16 protein-coding genes are annotated in these 18793 nt (G+C 60.3%); 8 read left to right on the top strand and 8 right to left on the bottom strand.

What is annotated here, in order from left to right; all coding sequences use genetic code 11:
- Positions 1-3: 3 nt before the first annotated feature.
- The 4 genes from C9413_RS00430 to C9413_RS00415 form a co-directional block, all read right to left on the bottom strand.
- The gene (locus C9413_RS00430; protein WP_039846191.1) at positions 4-3150 is read right to left on the bottom strand and encodes an efflux RND transporter permease subunit; all 3147 of its coding nucleotides are present in this window, start codon (positions 3148-3150) and stop codon (positions 4-6) included.
- A 27-nt stretch (positions 3151-3177) separates the two neighbouring features.
- Positions 3178-4314, bottom strand: a complete 1137-nt coding sequence (locus tag C9413_RS00425; RefSeq protein ID WP_039847007.1) for an efflux RND transporter periplasmic adaptor subunit — start codon at positions 4312-4314, stop codon at positions 3178-3180.
- Between the two features lie 49 nt (positions 4315-4363).
- Positions 4364-4969 (bottom strand): TetR family transcriptional regulator, encoded by a 606-nt coding sequence (locus C9413_RS00420; RefSeq protein WP_039846192.1) that lies wholly within the window; start codon positions 4967-4969, stop codon positions 4364-4366.
- Between the two features lie 144 nt (positions 4970-5113).
- On the bottom strand, positions 5114-5545 hold the full coding sequence (locus C9413_RS00415; RefSeq protein ID WP_039846193.1) for an OsmC family protein: 432 nt from the start codon (positions 5543-5545) through the stop codon (positions 5114-5116).
- 300 nt (positions 5546-5845) lie between these two features.
- On the opposite strand from C9413_RS00415, the gene C9413_RS00410 reads away from it, so the two are divergent.
- The 4 genes from C9413_RS00410 to C9413_RS00395 all read left to right on the top strand — a co-directional run bounded on the left by C9413_RS00410 (position 5846) and on the right by C9413_RS00395 (position 9146).
- Complete coding sequence (locus C9413_RS00410) at positions 5846-6598, top strand: FadR/GntR family transcriptional regulator (RefSeq protein ID WP_039846194.1); 753 nt, start codon at positions 5846-5848, stop codon at positions 6596-6598.
- A 30-nt stretch (positions 6599-6628) separates the two neighbouring features.
- Positions 6629-7777 (top strand): galactonate dehydratase, encoded by a 1149-nt coding sequence (gene dgoD, locus C9413_RS00405; protein WP_039846195.1) that lies wholly within the window; start codon positions 6629-6631, stop codon positions 7775-7777.
- 100 nt (positions 7778-7877) lie between these two features.
- Complete coding sequence (locus C9413_RS00400; protein WP_039846196.1) at positions 7878-8276, top strand: DoxX family protein; 399 nt, start codon at positions 7878-7880, stop codon at positions 8274-8276.
- Positions 8277-8366: 90 nt separating this feature from the next.
- Entirely contained in the window at positions 8367-9146 is a 780-nt protein-coding gene (locus C9413_RS00395; RefSeq protein ID WP_039846197.1) for an SDR family NAD(P)-dependent oxidoreductase, read from the top strand.
- Positions 9147-9148: 2 nt separating this feature from the next.
- On the opposite strand, the gene C9413_RS00390 is transcribed toward C9413_RS00395, so the two are convergent.
- Both C9413_RS00390 and C9413_RS00385 read right to left on the bottom strand, forming a co-directional pair.
- Positions 9149-10366 carry an adenylate/guanylate cyclase domain-containing protein gene (locus tag C9413_RS00390; protein ID WP_039846198.1) on the bottom strand — a complete coding sequence of 406 codons (1218 nt, stop codon included), beginning with the start codon at positions 10364-10366 and terminating at the stop codon, positions 9149-9151.
- A 60-nt stretch (positions 10367-10426) separates the two neighbouring features.
- A complete protein-coding gene (locus tag C9413_RS00385) occupies positions 10427-11449 on the bottom strand; it encodes a LacI family DNA-binding transcriptional regulator (RefSeq protein WP_039846199.1) in 1023 nt (340 codons plus the stop codon).
- 92 nt (positions 11450-11541) lie between these two features.
- On the opposite strand from C9413_RS00385, the gene C9413_RS00380 reads away from it, so the two are divergent.
- The 4 genes from C9413_RS00380 to C9413_RS00365 all read left to right on the top strand — a co-directional run bounded on the left by C9413_RS00380 (position 11542) and on the right by C9413_RS00365 (position 17054).
- Complete coding sequence (locus tag C9413_RS00380; protein WP_039846200.1) at positions 11542-12729, top strand: phytanoyl-CoA dioxygenase family protein; 1188 nt, start codon at positions 11542-11544, stop codon at positions 12727-12729.
- Between the two features lie 196 nt (positions 12730-12925).
- Positions 12926-13747, top strand: a complete 822-nt coding sequence (locus C9413_RS00375; RefSeq protein ID WP_039846201.1) for an SDR family oxidoreductase — start codon at positions 12926-12928, stop codon at positions 13745-13747.
- Between the two features lie 101 nt (positions 13748-13848).
- Positions 13849-14760 (top strand): SMP-30/gluconolactonase/LRE family protein, encoded by a 912-nt coding sequence (locus C9413_RS00370; RefSeq protein ID WP_039846202.1) that lies wholly within the window; start codon positions 13849-13851, stop codon positions 14758-14760.
- Positions 14761-14810: 50 nt separating this feature from the next.
- Positions 14811-17054: a glycoside hydrolase family 2 protein gene (locus tag C9413_RS00365; RefSeq protein ID WP_170250103.1), complete on the top strand. Its 2244-nt coding sequence runs from the start codon at positions 14811-14813 to the stop codon at positions 17052-17054.
- A gap of 7 nt (positions 17055-17061) precedes the next feature.
- On the opposite strand, the gene C9413_RS00360 is transcribed toward C9413_RS00365, so the two are convergent.
- Both C9413_RS00360 and C9413_RS00355 read right to left on the bottom strand, forming a co-directional pair.
- Positions 17062-18177 carry an ABC transporter ATP-binding protein gene (locus C9413_RS00360; RefSeq protein ID WP_170250102.1) on the bottom strand — a complete coding sequence of 372 codons (1116 nt, stop codon included), beginning with the start codon at positions 18175-18177 and terminating at the stop codon, positions 17062-17064.
- 3 nt (positions 18178-18180) lie between these two features.
- Positions 18181-18793 (bottom strand): carbohydrate ABC transporter permease (locus tag C9413_RS00355; RefSeq protein ID WP_170250101.1); only part of this gene is annotated, 613 nt, incomplete at its 5' end.

The following is an 18793-nucleotide window of genomic DNA, read 5'->3' as shown; positions in this document are numbered from 1 at the left end:
TTTTCACTCTGCTGCCAATGCCGGCGGATGATGGTCATCCGCCTCTTCCTGGTTGGCATTGGCATATTCGGTCTCCGTGTCCTTGGTCTTCGGCTCGCGGGCGAAGAAGAGGGCATAACCGGCTGGTAGCACGAGGATGGTCAGCACGGTCGCAACAAGAATGCCGCCCATCATCGCGTAGGCGAGCGGACCCCAGAAGACACCGCGGGAGATCGGGATAAGGGCGAGAACTGCCGTCAGCGCCGTCAGCATGATCGGCCGGAAACGGCGCACGGCCGCACCCACGATCGCCTCCTGCCGGTCCATGCCCGCCTTGATATCCTGGTCGATCTGGTCGACGAGGATGATCGAGTTGCGGATGATGATGCCGAGCAGCGCAATCACGCCGAGGATCGCGACGAAACCGAAGGGCGCGCCGCTGATCAGCAGTGCGGCAGAGGCACCGATGATGCCGAGTGGGCCGGTCGCGAGCACCAGCATCGCTTTGCCGAAATGCTGCAGCTGCGCCATCAGCAGCAGGACGATGACGACGAGCATGATCGGCGCCTTGGCGGCGATCGAAGCCTGACTTTCAGCGGCATCTTCCGCACCGCCCTGGATTTCGATCTTGTACCCGGCAGGCAGGCTGTCGCGCAGGCCCTGCATATCGGCATACATCTTCATCGCCACGTCGTTTGGCTGGATGCCATCTGGCAGCGTCCCGCGGACGGTGATCGTCGGCAGGCGGTCACGCCGCCATTCGACGCCTTGCTCCATGACGGGGACGACCCTGGCGACCTGCGAGACCGGAACAAAACCTCCGAAGTCCGTCGGGACATAGACCGAATTGACCGCCGACACCAGCGAACGGCTGGAATCCGGCTCCCGGGCCACGATCGAGACCGTCTCTTCGCCGTCGCGGAAGTCGTCAAGCGACGTGCCGGACACGGCGGTCTGCAGCGTCTGGCGGACGCGCTGCGAAGTGACGCCGAGGGCGCGGGCACGATCCTGGTCGATCACCAGCTTCATGGCCGGCACCGGCTCCAGCCAATCGTCGTGGACGGCACCGAGCTGCGGATTTTCGGCAAACTTCGCCTTCACCTGATCGGCGATATGGCGAACCTCCTGGCGATCCGGTCCCATGACGCGCATTTGCACGGGCCAGCCCGTCGGCGGACCGAGGAAGAGACGGTCGACCTTGCCGCGGATCGACGGAAAATCGTCCGCAAGGATGCTGCGCAGCTTGACGATCAGCCGCTCGCGGGCAGGTTCATCATTTGCGATGATCAGGAGCTGTGCGAAGTTTGGATTGCGAAGCTGCTGGTCGAGCGGCAAGAAGAAGCGCGGTGCGCCCTCGCCGATATAGGTGGCAATGAACTTCTTGTCCTTGTCATCCATCATCTTGGCTTCGAGCATCTTTGCCTGCGTCTCGACTTCCTTGATGCTGGTGCCTTCCGGCAGCCAGAGATCGACGAGAATTTCCGGACGCGAGGATTGCGGGAAGAAGTTCTGCGGAATGAACTGGAACGCCCAGAGACTCGTCGCAAAGGTGAAGAGCGTGGCAGCCAGCACGATGATGCGATGACGCACAGCCCATGCGACAGTGGTGCGCAGGCGGCGGTAAAAGCGCGTGTCGAAGACATCGTGATGCTCGCCGGCGTGCTTGCGCTGCTTGAGGATCATGTAACCCAGCCACGGCGTGAAATAGACCGCGACGAACCACGAGACGACGAGCGCGATGCCGACCACATAAAAGAGCGAGCGCACATATTCGCCGGCCGTCGATTCTGCAAAGCCGACGGGAATGAAGCCTGCCGTGGTGATCAGCGTACCGGTCAGCATTGGGAAGGCGGTCGAGGAATAGGCGAAGCTCGCCGCCTCGATCTTCACGAGGCCCTCTTCCAGTTTTCGTTCCATCATCTCGACGACGATCATCGCATCGTCGACCAAAAGTCCAAGCGCAATAATGAGCGCGCCGAGCGAGATGCGCTGCAGGTCGATGCCGAGTTCGTACATGATGGCGAAGGTCGCAGCCAGCACAAGCGGAATCGCTATCGCAATGACAAGGCCCGATCGCCAGCCGATCGACAGGAACGAGACGATCAGCACGATGATAAGCGCTTCGCCAAGCGCATGCATGAATTCGCTGATGGCCTCGGTCACGACATCCGGCTGATTGGATATCTGGTCGACGGAAACGCCATAGGGAAGAGATTCATCGAAGCGCTGATAGGTCGCTTCGATATCCTTGCCGACATCCGTGACCTTGAAGCCTTTGGCCATGACCACGCCGACCTGCACGCTTTCGTGCCCGTTGAAACGGTATTTGCGTTGATAGGGGTCTTCGAGCCCGGAGGTAACGGTGGCAATATCACCGAGACGCGTCACCTGGTTGCCGGAACGCAGGCGTAGTTCGCGAATATCCTCGGCCTTCTTCACATCGCCTTCGACGGAAATACGCACCGAACGCAGCCCGGTATCGACAGAGCCGGCAGGATCGACTGTGTTCTGGCCTTTGATGGCATTTTGCAGGTCGAGGATCGTAAGTCCTCGTTCGGCAAGCGCCTTGGAGGAAACGTCGATGTAGATCTTTTCCGGCTGGTCACCAATGATGACGGCCTTCTCGACGCCCCGCGTCGAAAGCAGCATGTCGCGCGCCTGGATCGCGAATTTCTTCAGTTCCGGATAGGAGTAGCCGTCGCCGCTGATCGAATGAAGTGTGATGAAGGTATCGCCGAATTCGTCATTGAAATAGGGCCCAAGCAGGCCTTCCGGCAGCTCGTTCGAAATATCGCCGACCTTCTTGCGCACCTGATAGAAGGCATCCGCCACTTCCGCGGAGTTCGTGTCGCCCTTCACCTGCAGCGTAATGACGGCGCTGCCGGCACGGGTGTAAGAGCGAACGAAATCGAGATGCGGCGTTTCCTGCAGCTTGCGCTCGATCTTGTTGACGACCTGGTCCTCCATTTCCTGGATCGAGGCGCCTGGCCACATAGCTTGCACGACCATGACACGGAAGGTGAAATCCGGATCTTCCTTCTGCCCCATGCGCATCAGTCCGAGCGCACCGGTGATGATGATCAAACCGAAGAGGAAGCGTGCAATGCTGGGATGACCGATTGCCCAGCGCGACAGATTGAAGGAGCGTTTCTCGGTGGTCGAGTTGTCCATGACAGTATTCCCTCTCCTGGACAGCAATTATTGAACGGTGCCGGCGGGCTCGGCGGAAGCCGACTGCTCGCCCGGCACCGAGACCTTCAGGTTCTCGGTCATGAACTGCGTTCCGGCAGCAACAACGAGATCCCCGCTCTTCAGGCCATCGGTGACGTTGACGCCGTCGCCGGTGAAATCACCGACGCGGATTTGGCGTGCGTGCACGGTTGCCGCGCCGCGGTCGACGACCCAGACGATCTTCTTCCCATCCTTCTCGGCAAGCGCGCTCAACGGCACCGCCACATAGGGATCGGAATTCGTAACATCCGCCTCGATCGTCGCCGTCATCCCGAGCAGAACACGCTGATCATTTGGCAGGCTGATGCGGACGGAAAAGGTCCGGGACTGCTGATCGGCGCTTCCTGAAACTTCGCGCACCTTGCCGTCGAGCACCAGCTTGTCATCCGACCAGAAGGTTGCCTTCACCGTCTTGCCCGGCTTGAATTCGGCAATATCGTTTTCCGACACCGCGATCTGAACTTCCTTCTCGCCATCGATGGCAACGGCGACGACAGGTGTACCGGAAGCGACGACCTGACCCGTATCCGCACTGACTGCGGTTACGATGCCGTTCTGATCGGCCTTCAGATCCGTGTAACTTACCTGGTTCTTCGCCTGATCGAGCGAGGAGATCGCAGCATCGCGCGTCGAAACAGCTTGGTCATAGGAAAGCGAAGCCTGCTCGAGTTGCGATTTCGGTGTGGCATTCTTGTCGAAGAGCTGCCCGGCACGCTTGTTGGCGAGATCTGCCGTCTGTACGCCCTTCTCGGCCGCCGCCAGGTTGGCTTCAGCCGTCTTCACCGCGAGCTGATAATCCGTGGAATCGATGCGCGCGAGCACATCCCCAGGCTTCACTCGATCGCCGATATTGACGAGTCGCTCCGTGATCTTGCCCGCAACACGGAACCCGAGATTCATCTCGATGCGTGCTTTTACAGCACCGGAATAGTCGAGGGCTCGCGTTTGGCCGGCCATGGCAATCTCCACGACTTTTACGGGGCGGACGATTTTTTTCGTCTCTGCCTTCTCCTCCTCGCTGCAGCCGGCAAGGCCGAGGCTGACGATGCCGACAAACGCGAAGCTGAAAACGGACGGCAGATTGCGTGTCTTGAGCGAAACCATCTTCGCACTCCTGATCGTTTCGTGTGTTTCTGACGGCCTGGCCATGCCGTTATTTCAATGCCTTGATCGAATATTCGATGAGTTCGTCAACCGTCGCGCGGTTGGTCTTGGCAAGACATTGCGCCACCATCTGGGGGTGGCAGAGCGTCACGGTGGCCGCACCGAAGCAGCGTGATGCAACATTTGCATCCTGCTCGGCGAATTCCCCGGCTGCGATCCCTTCGCGGATCACGCCGGCGATCAGTTCATGAATGGCGTCGATATGTCGTTCGATGACATGCCAGTCGCGTTCGATTGCGACGACGACCATCTCGTGCACCTTCTGTTCATCAAGCATCGTGTCTAGCGTCATCTGATACTGGCCATACACAAATCGTCGCAGGCGCTCCGAGGCGCTGATCGGCAAGTGGCAGATGTCGTAGGCCTGCTTGTAACTGGCCGCCAGCATGCGGCCGCAGATCGCCTGGTGGATTTCCACTTTCGAGGCGAAGAAGCGGTAGATATTGGCCGGCGACATGCCGAGGTCACGCGCCACATCGGCAACCGTCGTCTTGCCGTAGCCATAGTGGCGGAACAGCCGCTCTGCCGCATCCAGAATGCGCGTCACATTTTCCTGGCGGGTACTGTCCAGCATGTTTTCTGCGGTTTCATTCATGCGTTTTCAGAACCTTACTTACGACTGACGAATTTTGAATTTCGTCAGTCGTAAAACATCAGGCGTCATTTGTCAATATTCCGCCACCGCCAAAAAAATGCCGCGGCATCGGCTCGCGGCATTTAAAATCGATCATTGGGGAAATCAGTCCAGCTTGACGTCGAGTGTGATCGGCACGGCGGAAAGCGCCTTGGAAACCGGGCACCCTGCCTTCGCCTTATTGGCGAGCTCGGTGAACGCCGCCTGGTCGGCGCCGGGAACCTTGCCGGTCAGCGACAGATGGATCGCGGTGATCGCGAAGCCACCTTCGACGCTCTCGAGCGTTACCTTTGCCGTCGTCTCCATGTCTTCGGCAGTAAGCCCCGCATCGCTGAGAATCAACGATAGTGCCATGGTGAAGCAGCCGGCATGGGCCGCGCCGATCAGTTCTTCCGGATTGGTGCCTGGAATACCTTCGAAGCGGCTCGAAAAACCATAGGGATGCTCCTTCAACGCGCCGCTCTGTGTCGATATCCGCCCCTTGCCGTCCCTGAGGCCGCCGGACCATTGAGCCGAACCTGTACGATTGATCTGCATGCCGTCCTCCTGTTTCGATTGGACTCATCCGGAAAGGACTTTTGCCGCTTCCCGCCGCAGAGAGGCCAGGCCTCCCCGAACGGCAATATAAGGCTCTATCGGCAGAAGACGACAGCTATCAGAAAATCGGTCCCGAAGAAGACCTGCACTCGCCTGATCGCGCGATAAATCATCATACAATGGAATTGCCTTTGTATGATATTGCAGTAAAGGGTTGTGCACATGCGCCGAGGAGACGTCGCATGGAAACCCGAATTTCCACTAGGATTCGGTTTGCTTCACCGGTGAGGCTAGAGGTCAGTGGACTCCAGCGAGCAGCAGGATGAGGGCGAAAACCCGCGCGAGCGCCGCCCGCGCGTGCGCCGAAACGTCACAGTCTCGATCGCGCGAGCTATCTGTTCCCACCGTTATCCAGCAGGCCTGCCGCTGCCGCGCGAAAACGACCTCTGCGAAATCTACGGCGTCAGCCGCACCGTCATTCGCGAATCCCTGAAAATCCTGGAATCCAAAGGCCTCGTGCGCGGCAAGCCTCGTATCGGCACGACCGTCTGCGACAAGGACGACTGGAACATACTTGATGCCGACGTGCTCGAATGGATGGGACCGCATATCGAGGATTCCGACCTGCTCGGCTGCATCCTCGAAGCCCGACGCACCATCGAGCCTGCGGCCGCCGAATACGCAGCCGCACGCGCAACGGCACAGGAGATTGCCGATCTCGACCGCGCCTGGCGACAGATGCGCGATTGCGCCAACGATCCGGAAAGCTTCACCGATGCCGACATCATGTTCCATTCGGTGCTGCTAGCCGCGAGCCACAACCAGGTGTTCCGGCGGCTCTCGAGCGCCATTCACGCCGCGGTGAAATATGCCCTGCACGCCTCGAATGTCGCGGTTAAAAACCGCCAGGACGCAGTTGCCGTTCACGGCGAACTGGTCGAGGCACTCAGGATGCGCGACCGTAAACGGGCACGCGAATGCGCCAACCGGATGCTGGATCTTGCGGTGCGCGATCTTGCAGCCGTCAAGAAAGCCACCAGCAGCGCCCCGTAGAGAAACACGAGAAGAATGAGGCCTGAACCGATGAAGATCACGAAACTGACCACCTATATCGTTCCGCCGCGCTGGTTGTTTTTGAAGGTCGAGACCGATGAGGGCGTGGTCGGCTGGGGCGAGCCGGTGGTCGAGGGCCGGGCTCTGACCGTGGAAACCTGCGTGTACGAGCTTGCCGACTACCTGATCGGCAAGGATCCATTCCTGATCGAGGACCACTGGAACGTCATGTATCGCGGCGGCTTTTACCGCGGCGGCGCCATCCACATGAGCGCGCTTGCCGGCATCGACCAGGCGCTCTGGGACATCAAGGGCAAGGCCCTTGGCCAGCCGGTCCATTCGCTGCTCGGCGGCCAGGTGCGCGACCGGATCAAGGTCTACAGCTGGATCGGCGGCGACCGCCCGTCAGACGTCGCGCGCAATGCCAAGGAGGTCGTCGCGCGCGGCTTCAAGGCGATCAAGCTCAACGGCTGCGAGGAAATGCAGATCGTCGACACCAACGAGAAGGTTGAAAAGGCCGTCGAGACCATCGCCACCATCCGCGAGGCGATCGGCCCGCATATCGGCATCGGCGTCGATTTCCACGGCCGTGTCCACAAGCCGATGGCAAAGGTCCTGGCCAAGGAACTCGAGCCCTACAAGCTGATGTTCATCGAAGAGCCGGTGCTTTCCGAAAACAGGGAAGCGCTGAAGGAGATCGCCAATCATTGCTCCACGCCGATCGCGTTGGGCGAGCGGCTCTACTCGCGCTGGGATTTCAAGTCGGTGCTTTCCGACGGCTATGTCGACATCCTCCAGCCGGACCTTTCGCATGCCGGCGGCATCAGCGAGTGCCGCAAGATCGCGGCGATGGCGGAAGCCTATGACGTGGCGCTCGCCCCGCATTGCCCGCTCGGGCCGATCGCGCTTGCCGCATGCCTGCAGGTCGATGCCGTTTCCTACAACGCCTTCATCCAGGAACAGAGCCTCGGCATTCACTACAACCAGGGCAACGATATCCTCGACTACATCTCCAACAAGGACGTCTTCAAGTACGCCGAGGGCTTTGTCAGCATTCCCCAAGGGCCGGGTCTCGGTATCGAGGTCGATGAGGCCTATGTCATCGAGCGCGCCAAGCAGGGGCACCGCTGGCGCAATCCTGTCTGGCGTCATGCCGACGGCAGCTTCGCCGAGTGGTGAGAACCAACAAGGGTCGCGTCGAGCGGCCCTTGTTGTTGCACCGTGTAGGAGGCAGCGCGCGCCATCCGTCATAGTGAAAGCTCATAGGAGGAGATTTCAAATGACCAGAGCAATCGCAGTGATCGTCGCACGCATTATCTTCAGCTTCATCTTCTTCATGGCGGCTGGCTTCAAGTTTGCCGACATGGGCGCCACATCAACCTATATCGCCTCCGCCGGTTTTCCGCTGGCCGGCTTCCTGGCATGGGTCGCGGCCTTCTTCGAGATGGCTTTGGCGCTAGCCTTGATAACCGGCGTCTTCTTTACGGAGGCAAGCCTGCTTGCCGGCACTTATGTCGTCTTCCTGGCATTCGCCTTTCATGGCCCGTCACGCTGGACGGATAACCAGGCGGAATTCGGTTTCTTTATCGACCACTTCAGCTTCCTCGCAGGACTTCTATTTGCCGCCGTGCACGGGCCGGAGAAGTGGGCGATCCGCCGCAGCCTGGTGAGGCTTTAAGGCCGCCAGCCCGATAACTTCGCCCCCGCGGCGGAACCATGCCCCCATTCGAACATTGCCCTAACGCAAAACCGAACGAGGGATTGGGAAATGGAACTTCAGGGAAGAACTGCACTGGTCACCGGCGCGGGTTCCGGCATCGGAAAGGCGACCGCTCTGAAGCTGGCCGCAGAAGGCGCAAGGGTTGCCGTTTTGAGCCGCACCGGCCGCGAGGCGAAACAAACCCGCGACGAAATCCGCTCCGCAGGCGGGGAAGCGATCTCGCTGAAGGCCGACACCAGCGACGAAGGCCTGATGCGCGACGCAATTGCAACCCTTCTCGGCAAGTTCGGAGGCATCGACATCGTCGTTGCCAATGCCGGCATCAATGGCGTCTGGGCGCCGATCGACGACCTGAAGCCGCAGGAGTGGGACAAGACGATGGCCGTCAACCTGCGCGGTACCTACCTCACCCTCCATCTCACCGTTCCGTATATGAAATCGAACGGCGGCTCCATCATCGTCGTCTCCTCGATCAACGGCACGCGGACCTTCACGACACCTGGGGCGACCGCCTATACCGTCACGAAGGCCGGCCAGGTGGCGATGGTGCAGCAGCTGGCACTGGAACTCGGCAAGCACGGAATCCGCGTCAATGCCGTCTGCCCGGGCGCCATCGACACCAATATCAGCGACAATACCAGGAGCCGCCACCGCGAGGAGACGGAAATCCCGGTCGTCTGGCCGGAAGGCGAAATCCCGATCAGCGGCGGCGAGGCAGGGCATAGCGCGGATGTTGCCGAAGCCATCCTTTTTCTTGCGACAGAGCGCTCGCGTCACATCACCGGCACACCGATCTGGATCGATGGCGGCCAAGGCCTGCTGCGCTAGGGTCAGCCTCCGAGCCGCGCAGTTTCCAGCGTGTAAAGCTCCTGCGGCCGCTTGACGCCGCGCAGCGCATAACGGCCGATGCAGGCGAGGCCGCTGCGCTGAGCCTCAGGAATAGCAGCTGCAAAATCCGATGACATCAGTACGTTGAGATCGACCGATCGGCATATCGACGCGATGCGGCTGACCTCGTTGACCGCCGGACCAATGACCGTGAAGTCCAGCCGTTCCTGGCTGCCGATATTGCCGTAGAAGACATCGCCGATATGCAGGCCGAGATAGACGTCGGTCGTCGGCCTGCCATCGGTGGCGCGCGCTTGATTGAGCGTCGAAAGCCTCTTGCGCAACAGACCCTCGGCGCGCAATGCCGCGAGGCACGCCTCGGATTGCTCCTCAGCCTTGAAAATCGCAAGCACACCGTCGCCGATGAGCTTCAACACGTCGCCACCTGCCTCATGGATCGCGGAAATCACCACTTCGCTATAGGCGTTGAGCAGCGGCAGAATTTCTTCCGGCGGCGCGCTATCCGATATCTTGGTGTAATTCAGAAGATCCGAAAACCAGAGTACCGCCGAAATCCGCTCGGACTTGCCGCGCGTGATCTTGCCCTCCAGCACCTGCTTCGCTGCATCCTCGCCTAGATAGACCTCGGCGATCGTGCGCGCGATGCGGCCGAGCGCGATGCACTTGATTGCCAGCGCCAGGACCGGCACGAGCTTGCGCAGGATGGCGAGGTCGTGGTCGCAAAATCCTTGCGGATGCCGGGTCGTAAAATGCGAGAAAAAGCAATCCATCTCGCCGATCGTACCAGCTTTGGCGAAGCGATGTACCATGGCGACGAAATCGGTGTGGCCCGCTTCGGCCATCTCGTCGAGCATGACGAAATCCGTCGGGTCGCCGAAGCCGATGCGGCGGCGCACCTCGCTCTCTTTGCCGGACCAGAGATAGTAGAAGGCCGAACGCTGCCAGTTATCCCGCGCACTGCCCTCGCCGGTCGGACCGTATTCGAATTCGGTCTCTATGTCCTCCTGGCTGTCCCACCGGAAGGCACGGCCCTCGTGCACCGGGTGCAGTGTATCCATAAGCGCCATGCCGCGATCGAGCGGCAGGCCGAATTCGCGGCAGGACTTGCAAAAGCCGGTCAGCAGCTCGGCTTCAGAGGCACCCTTCAGTCCCTGTTCCGTCAGCCATGCGGCCACCGTTCCGACGTCGCTGTATTCCATGTAGCCGATCCTCACTGTTGAAACCTGTACCCCGATTTCGCCGGCAAGGGAAAGACAAACTCACCCGGGTACGGGCATATTGTAAGGTGTCACGATTTCGACCGTCGACGGCGAAGACGCCGCGGGATGGCCCGAAAGTTGGCGGCCGATGATGGTCCGGAAGGCAGAGCGGGCGTCCATGCGCAAGTCGTGATGCAGCACGAAGCCGATCTTATGCGCAGCAAGCAGAGCCCGGTTATCGGCATCGAGATCATGAGCGACGAAGATCAGGATCCGCCGCTGCATCGCCTCGAAGGCCGCCAGAACCGCCTTGTTACCGCCGCCGATCGAATAGACGGCATTGATCGCCGGATCGTCAGCGATGGCGCGTGCCGTCTGCGTACCGGTCGCCGCATCGGTTCCGTGTCCCTCGCTGATTTCTGTAATGCCGATCTGCGGATAGCGGTCCCGGATGAGGCGGCGAAAGCCGATCTCCCGCTCTTCTTCGCCACGAAAGCGGCCGCTCGACAACGTCACCAGCACCTGGCCGGAGGCGCCGGAAAAGCGCTCGCCAATCAGATAGGCAGCCGTCTCTCCCGCTGCCCGGTTGTCCGCGCCCGCGTAAGCGGCGCGCAGCGAATTCGGCAGGTCCGTCACCAATGTGACAACGGGAATGCCCGCTTCGTCCGCGCGCGCTACGGCCGCGACGATCTCGGGGACATCGGGCGCCTTCAGCACGATCCCATGCGTTCCGCGAAGCCGAATGCGGTCGAGAAGCAGGACCAGCTCGCCCGGCTTCATCACCTCGGCAAAATGGAAGCGGCAGCGGAAAACCGTCGGCAGGAATGTCGCAACCTCGGCCTCGAAGGCCGCCCGTACGGCAGTGCTGAAACGGTCCGGCGTCTCCATGACGATATCGATCGCGAACTTTCGTGCCGCGGTCTCGGCGCCGGCCTGCTGCTTCTCGAGTTCAACGATGGCAGCCCTGACACGCATTTCGGTCTGGCGCCGTACGCCGCCTCGTCCATTCAAGACGCGATCGACCGTTGCGGTGCTCAATCCCGCTTGAAAGGCAATATCCTTGACGAGGAATATATGCGCCATGCCAATACTGATGGTTTTTTGATGGATTTCTGATCTATAACACGCTCATCCTCGGCGTATAGTGCCATCATCAGAGATGGAGGAGCCGCCTGATGAAAACCGATAACCCACAGAAACTCCGTGCCGATCGCGTCTGGCTGACCGAGGATGCCTGCGATCTCGACGAGTTTCGTGCACTCGCCGAGAAGACCACGTTGCTCGCCGACTATCCGACGGCAGACAGGATCGACAAGAACGTTCTGATCTACGAGAGCCGCAAGGTTATCGCCGCGATCGCCGATCCGCATGGCCGCCGCGCCGTCCTCGCCGAGATATGCGAAGCTTTCGGCGAAGGTCCGGGTGTGGTCGTCTTCAAGCACGCCTATGAGGACCCGAGCGTTATTGATGGCGCCAGCAGGATCTTCGATGACCTTATCGAGGGGCAGCACCGCACCTCGACCGGCGGCGGCGACCATTTCGCCAAGCCCGGCGCCAATGACCGCATCTGGAATTCGCTGGAAAAGCATTGCCTGGCTGATCCGGCAAATTTCGCCAAATATTACGGCAATGCCATTGTCGCCATCGCCAGCGAAGCCTGGCTCGGACCAGGCTACCAGATGACGGCCCAGGTCAACCGCGTAAACCCGGGCGGTGCAGCGCAATCCGCCCACCGCGACTATCACCTCGGCTTCCAGGCTTCGAAAGTAATCGAGCAGTTCCCGTCGCATGTGCACCGGCTTTCTCCAGTGCTGACGTTGCAGGGCGCGGTCGCGCATTGCGACATGCCGCTCGAAAGCGGGCCGACGCTCTTCCTGCCACACAGCCAGACCTATGTACCCGGCTACCTCGCGTTGAAACGGCAGGAGTTCAAGGACTATTTCGAGGAAAACCACGTCCAGCTACCGCTCGAAAAGGGCGATGTGGTCTTCTTCAATCCCGCCCTTTTCCATGCCGCCGGCACCAACCGCTCGGCAAATATCAGGCGTCTCGCCAATCTTCTGCAGGTGTCGTCCGCCTTCGGCCGCGCGATGGAAACGGTAAACCGTGAACGGATGAGCGCGAAGTTGTTCCCGGCTCTAAAGGCGCTGAAGGGCAGGCTCTCCGACGCAGAAATCGCGAATGCCGTCGCCGCTTGCGCCGAGGGATACTCCTTCCCCACCAATCTTGACCGCGATCCGCCCCTCGGCGGCCTTGCCCCGAAGACGCAATCGCAGCTCATGCATGAAGCGTTGAGGCAAGGCTGGAGCGACGAGGCATTGGTGACGGCGCTGGCCGAACAGGCGGAGAGGAAGTTGAGCTAGAAAGGTTAGGCTGGAGCAAGCCGACCCTTCATCCGATCCCCCGGGCAAACCATCGCGCCACACGTTTCTTCTGCCCACCGAGGAGAAGGTCCTGCAGGCGGATGAGGGGCGAGCGTCAGCACTGACAGCAAACGGGGGCCTCGCCCAACGGGGCGCCATTCGGATATCATCGCCACACATCAAGGGGAGGAGCCAAATGACCACAGACCATGGCCGTCTCGACGGCAAGATCGCGATCGTCACCGGCGGCACGCAGGGGCTCGGCGCGACGATCGCCCGGCTCTTTGCGGAACGCGGCGCAAAAGGCATCGTTATCTGCGGCCGCAATGAACGGAAGGGCAAGGCGAAAGCGGAGGACATCTCGTCGAGAACCGGCTCAAAGGTCGTCTATGTCAAAGCCAATCTCGGCAATGTCGAGGACGCGCGCAATGTCGTCCATGTCTGCGACCAGGCCTTCGGCCGCGTCGATGCACTGGTGAACGCAGCGGCGATTACCGATCGCGGAACGATCCTCGATACAAGCCCGGAACTCTTCGACGCCATGTTCGCCGTCAATGTCCGCGCGCCATTCTTTCTGATGCAGGAAACCGTCAAGGTCATGCGTCGCGACAAAATCGAGGGCACGATCGTCAATATCGGCTCGATGTCTGCAAGAGCCGGCCAGCCCTTTATCTCCGCCTATTGCGCATCGAAGGGTGCGCTTGAAACATTGACGAAGAACACGGCCTATGCGCTGCTTCGAAACCGTATCCGCGTCAACGGTCTCAATATCGGCTGGATGGCGACTGAGGGTGAGGACCGCATCCAGAGAGAATATCACGCCGCGTCCGACGACTGGCTGGCGAAGGCCGCGGCAAGCCAGCCCTTCGGTCGCCTCGTCGATCCGGAAGAAGTTGCCCGCGCCTGCGCCTATCTCTCGTCTGCCGAATCCGGCCTGATGACTGGCTCGGTCATCTGCTTCGACCAGTCGATATGGGGCGCATATGACGGATCACCGCATCCGGCGGCAGCCCTTTGAAAAATCGCCAGAGCCCGGCGCATTTGCCGCACCGGGCTCTGGCACGCATCGCCGTTTATGTTTACGAAGAACCTCATATCGCTTTGGGGAGGTGCCAATCAGTGTCGCAAGATATCCTCTATGAGATTCGCGACGACCGCTTCCGCAGCCTGATTGCAGGAAGCGCCAGGCTGGAGGAACTTTATAGCGGCTGCCGCTGGGCGGAAGGCCCTGTCTGGTTCTCTGATCTCAATTGCCTGATCTGGAGCGATATCCCGAACGAGCGCATGCTGCGCTGGGTGCCGGATGGCGGCGTTTCGGTCTTCCGTTCGCCATCGAATTACGTCAACGGCAACACCCGTGATCGTCAGGGGCGCCTGATCTCCTGCGAACACGGCGGCCGTCGCGTTACGCGTACGGAGCCCGACGGCAAGATCACGGTGCTGGCCGACAGCTATCAGGGCAAGCGTCTCAACTCGCCAAACGACGTCGTCGTCGCGTCCGACGGCTCGATCTGGTTCACGGACCCGAGCTACGGCATCAAATCGGACTACGAAGGCCACAAGTCGGAGCCGGAACAGGAGACGCGCAACGTCTACCGCATCGATGCGCAGAGCGGCGTCGTCGAAGCGGTGGTTACCGACTTCATCCAGCCGAACGGCCTTGCTTTCACGTCCGACGAAAAGCAGCTCTACATTGCCGATTCCGGCTCTGCCGATCATGACGTGCCGCGCCATATCCGCGCCTTCGACGTCATCGATGGCAAGAAGCTCGCCAATAGCCGTTATTTCTGCTCAATCGACAACGGCATACCGGATGGCTTCCGCTTCGACACCAGCGGAAATCTCTGGAGCAGCGCCGCCGATGGCGTGCATTGCTTCGCCCCGGACGGTACCTTGCTTGGTAAGATCAAGGTGCCGCAGACCGTCTCCAACGTCACCTTCGGCGGTCAGAAGAAAAACCGCCTGTTTATCACCGCAACACAGTCGCTCTATTCAATCTACACGGCGACGAATGGCGCACAATATCCGTAAGCGGCTCTGCCGGCCGCGCCAATCAGACACGCTTTAAAGAGGAGTCCGGGATGCGGTCCGTCGTCTCGTTCAATGAATCCTGGAGTTTCCACGAAGGCTTCGGCCAGCAGCTTCTCGACGCTTTCGACGGCACGACGAGCGTCAGCCTGCCGCACACCGCCGTCGAGCTGCCCTTCAACTATTTCGACGAGAAGCTCTATCAGCGCGCCTTTACTTATCAGAAAGTCTTGCGCTGGCTGCCCGAGTTCGAAGGCCGCGAAGTATCGATCGTCTTCGATGGCGCCATGGCCGATAGCGTCGTCTACCTGAACGGCGAAGAGATCATCGCTCATAAGGACGGCTACACGCCCTTCGAGGCCCGCCTCACCGGCAAGCTTGTTAAGGGCGACAACCTGGTTACCGTGAAGGTTGACGGCAGCGAGAACCCCGCAATCCCGCCTTTCGGGGGCCGTATCGACTACCTCACTTATGCCGGCATCTATCGCGATGCCTGGCTTAAGGTCACCGGCGCGGTTTCGATCCGCAACATCAAGATCGAAACCGCAAATGTACTCTCCGACGTCAAATCCGTTCGCGTCCGCTGCGATCTCGCCAACCCGCAAAATGCCGCGTTTCTTGGCACCGTTACGGCTTCGCTGAAGGACGCATCCGGCACCGTCATCGCGACCGCGAGCGGCGATACGACGGGCGAAGACGTGACGCTGTCCTTCGAAGGCCTTATGGGCATTTCGCTTTGGGACATTTCCAGTCCTGCACGCTATGAAATCACCGTCGACCTGAAAACCAGCCACGGCTCGGATCGGCTGTCGTCGCATTTCGGCTTCCGCAGCGCCGAGTTCACGCCGGATGGTTTTCTGCTCAATGGCAAGCCGCTGAAACTGCGCGGCCTGAACCGCCACCAGGCATTTCCTTATGTCGGCTATGCGGCCGGGCGCTCGGCGCAGGAGCGTGATGCCGATATCATGAAATCGGTGCTGAAGTGCAATATCGTCCGCACCTCGCACTATCCGCAGTCGAAATGGTTCCTGGACCAGTGCGACCGCATCGGTCTGCTGGTTTTCGAGGAGATCCCCGGCTGGCAGCATATCGGCGACGTGGAATGGCAGCAGGAGTCGATCCGCAACGTCCGCCGCATGATCGAACGCGACTGGAACCACCCGTCGATCGTCATATGGGGCGTGCGCATCAACGAATCGCAGGATAGCCACGACTTCTACGCCGAAACCAACCGGCTCGCCCGCGAGCTCGACCCGACCCGCAAGACCGGCGGCGTGCGCTACATCACGGAAAGCGAGTTGCTCGAAGACGTCTACACGATGAACGATTTCATCCTCGGCAACGAGGAACTGCCCGGCGCCAATCGCCCACGCACGGCGCTTCGCAACCAGCAGGAAAGCACCGGTCTTGATCGAAAGGTGCCGTACCTCATCACCGAGTTCAATGGCCACATGCATCCGACTAAGATCTACGATCAGGAGGCGCGCCAGGCAGAGCATGTGCGTCGTCACCTCGAGGTGCTGAACGCCGCCTACGGCGATCCGGAAATCGCCGGCGCGATCGGCTGGTGCATGTTCGACTACAACACCCATAAGGATTTCGGCTCCGGGGACCGAATCTGCTATCACGGTGTGCTCGACATGTTCCGCGAGCCGAAATTTGCCGCCTATGCCTATTCCAGCCAGTGCGATCCGGCTGACGAGATCGTCATGAAGCCGGTGACCTTCTGGGCGCGCGGGGAACGCACCATCGGCGGCGTTCTGCCTCTGATCATTCTTACGAACTGCGATGAGGTCGAGCTGAAATACGGCTCGATCACCAAGCGCATCGGTCCGGATCGTGATCATTTCCCACACCTACCCCACCCGCCCGTCGTGCTGGACCATCGGCATTTCACGACCGATGAGCTTGGCACGTGGGGTTTTGAGTGGCTCGACGGCGAGTTTACGGGTTATATCGACAGCCAGCCCGTGGCCAGGTTGCGGCTTGCTGCCGATCCGCTGCCGACGACGCTCGACGTGGTGGCCGACAGTGGATCGCTGAAAGCCCGCGAGCGCGACACGACGCGCGTCATCATTCGCGCGATAGACCAATATGGCCAGCGACTTCCCTTTCTGCATGATAGCGTGACACTGCGCGTCGATGGTCCAGCCAAGATCGTCGGCCCCTCCACTATTCCGCTGCAGGGCGGGACGGCTGGCTTCTGGCTGGAAGCAACCGGGCTCACCGGCAACATTACGGTCGAGGCAGTCTCGTCCCGTTTTGCACCTGTCACCCTGCATGTAACGGCCGTCTGACGGACGCTTATGCGATCCGGAGCTCGCTCTCCGGATCAAAGAACACCGCCTTATCGAGATTGAAGGCAAGGCGCGTGCTCTGACCAGGCTGAATACCGGCATCGGCGCGCAGCCGCGCAATGACCGACTTGCCGCCGAGCTTCGTCACGGCGAAAGTGTCCGAGCCTGCGGGCTCGACCACCTCGATCGCACAGTCGCCTTCCGCCAGCGACTTTGCCTTGCGGTCGGCGCCGTCCGGATCGGTCAACGCTTCCGGGCGAATGCCGAAGATCACCTTCTTGCCGGCATAGGAGGCCAGGCTGTTGCTTGCAGCCGAAACCGGCAGCTTTAAGGCTTCGGCGTTCGGCCGGTCGAGTGAAACCTGCAGGCCGCCGGCGCTGTTTTCCAGCGTCGCGTTGAGGAGATTCATCGCCGGCGATCCCATGAAGTCGGCAACGAAGATATTGGACGGGCTATTGTAGATTTCGGCGGGTGTACCGAACTGCTGCAGCACGCCATCCTTCAGTACGGCGATCTTGGTTGCCAGCGTCATCGCCTCGATCTGGTCGTGCGTGACATAGACGATCGTCGTTTTCATACGCTGATGCAGGCGCTTGATCTCGGTGCGCATATCGACGCGCAGCTTGGCATCCAGGTTCGACAGCGGCTCGTCGAAGAGGAAGACCTGCGGATTGCGCACCAACGCGCGTCCCATCGCAACGCGCTGGCGCTGACCGCCCGAAAGCTGGCTTGGCTTGCGGTCGAGCAAATGGCCGATCTGCAGCATGTCGGCCACTTCCTTGATCGCCTTTGCACGCGCATCCTTCGGCACGCCGCGAATCTCCATGCCGAAGGAAAGGTTTCCCGCCACCGTCATGTTCGGGTAGAGCGCGTAGGACTGGAACACCATGGCAATGTCGCGCTTGGAGGGATGAAGACCGTTAATGGTGCGGCCATCGATGCGAATATCGCCCGAGGTAATCGACTCAAGGCCGGCAATGGTGTTGAGCAAAGTGGACTTACCGCAGCCCGATGGACCGACCAGCACGAGGAATCCGCCTTTTTCAAGCTCCAGATCGATCCCCTTGAGGATGTCGACGGCGCCGAAGCGTTTTTTAAGACCGGATATTTCAAGGAAAGCCATGGGTTACCCTTTGACGGCGCCCGCCATCAGGCCGCGCACGAAATAGCGGCCGGCGAGGACATAGACGATGAGCGTGGGCACGGCGGCGATCATCGCAGCGGCCATGTTGACATTATATTCGACCACGCCGGTCGAGGTATTCACGACATTGTTGAGCGCCACCGTCATCGGCATGGATTCACCGGTGCCGGCATAGGCGGAAGCGAACAGGAAGTCGTTCCAGATATTGGTGAATTGGTAGATCACCGTGACGACGATGATCGGCAATGAATTTGGCAACATGATGCGACGGAAAATCTGGAAGAAGCTGGCGCCGTCAACCTGCGCTGCCCTGACCAGTTCAGTCGGAAAGGCCTCGTAGAAATTACGGAAGAACAGCGTCGTGAAGCCCAAGCCGTAAACGACATGCACGAAGACCAGATTGACGGTCGGATTGCCGAAGCCGAAGCTCATTCCCGTGGCGTTCTGGAGCGTGACACCGAAGCGGCCGAGTGCACCGAGGATCGTCGCCATCGGCAGCAGCACCGACTGGAACGGAATGAAGCAGGCAAACAGCATCAGCCCAAATACAAGCTTATCGCCGGGAAAGCGCCATTTGGTCAGCACATAGCCGTTG

Source organism: Rhizobium sp. SEMIA 4085 (assembly GCF_013004495.1).
Lineage (GTDB): Bacteria > Pseudomonadota > Alphaproteobacteria > Rhizobiales > Rhizobiaceae > Rhizobium > Rhizobium gallicum.
The sequence above is the reverse complement of the archived record's forward strand: the minus strand, read 5'-3'. Positions and strand labels throughout refer to the sequence as shown.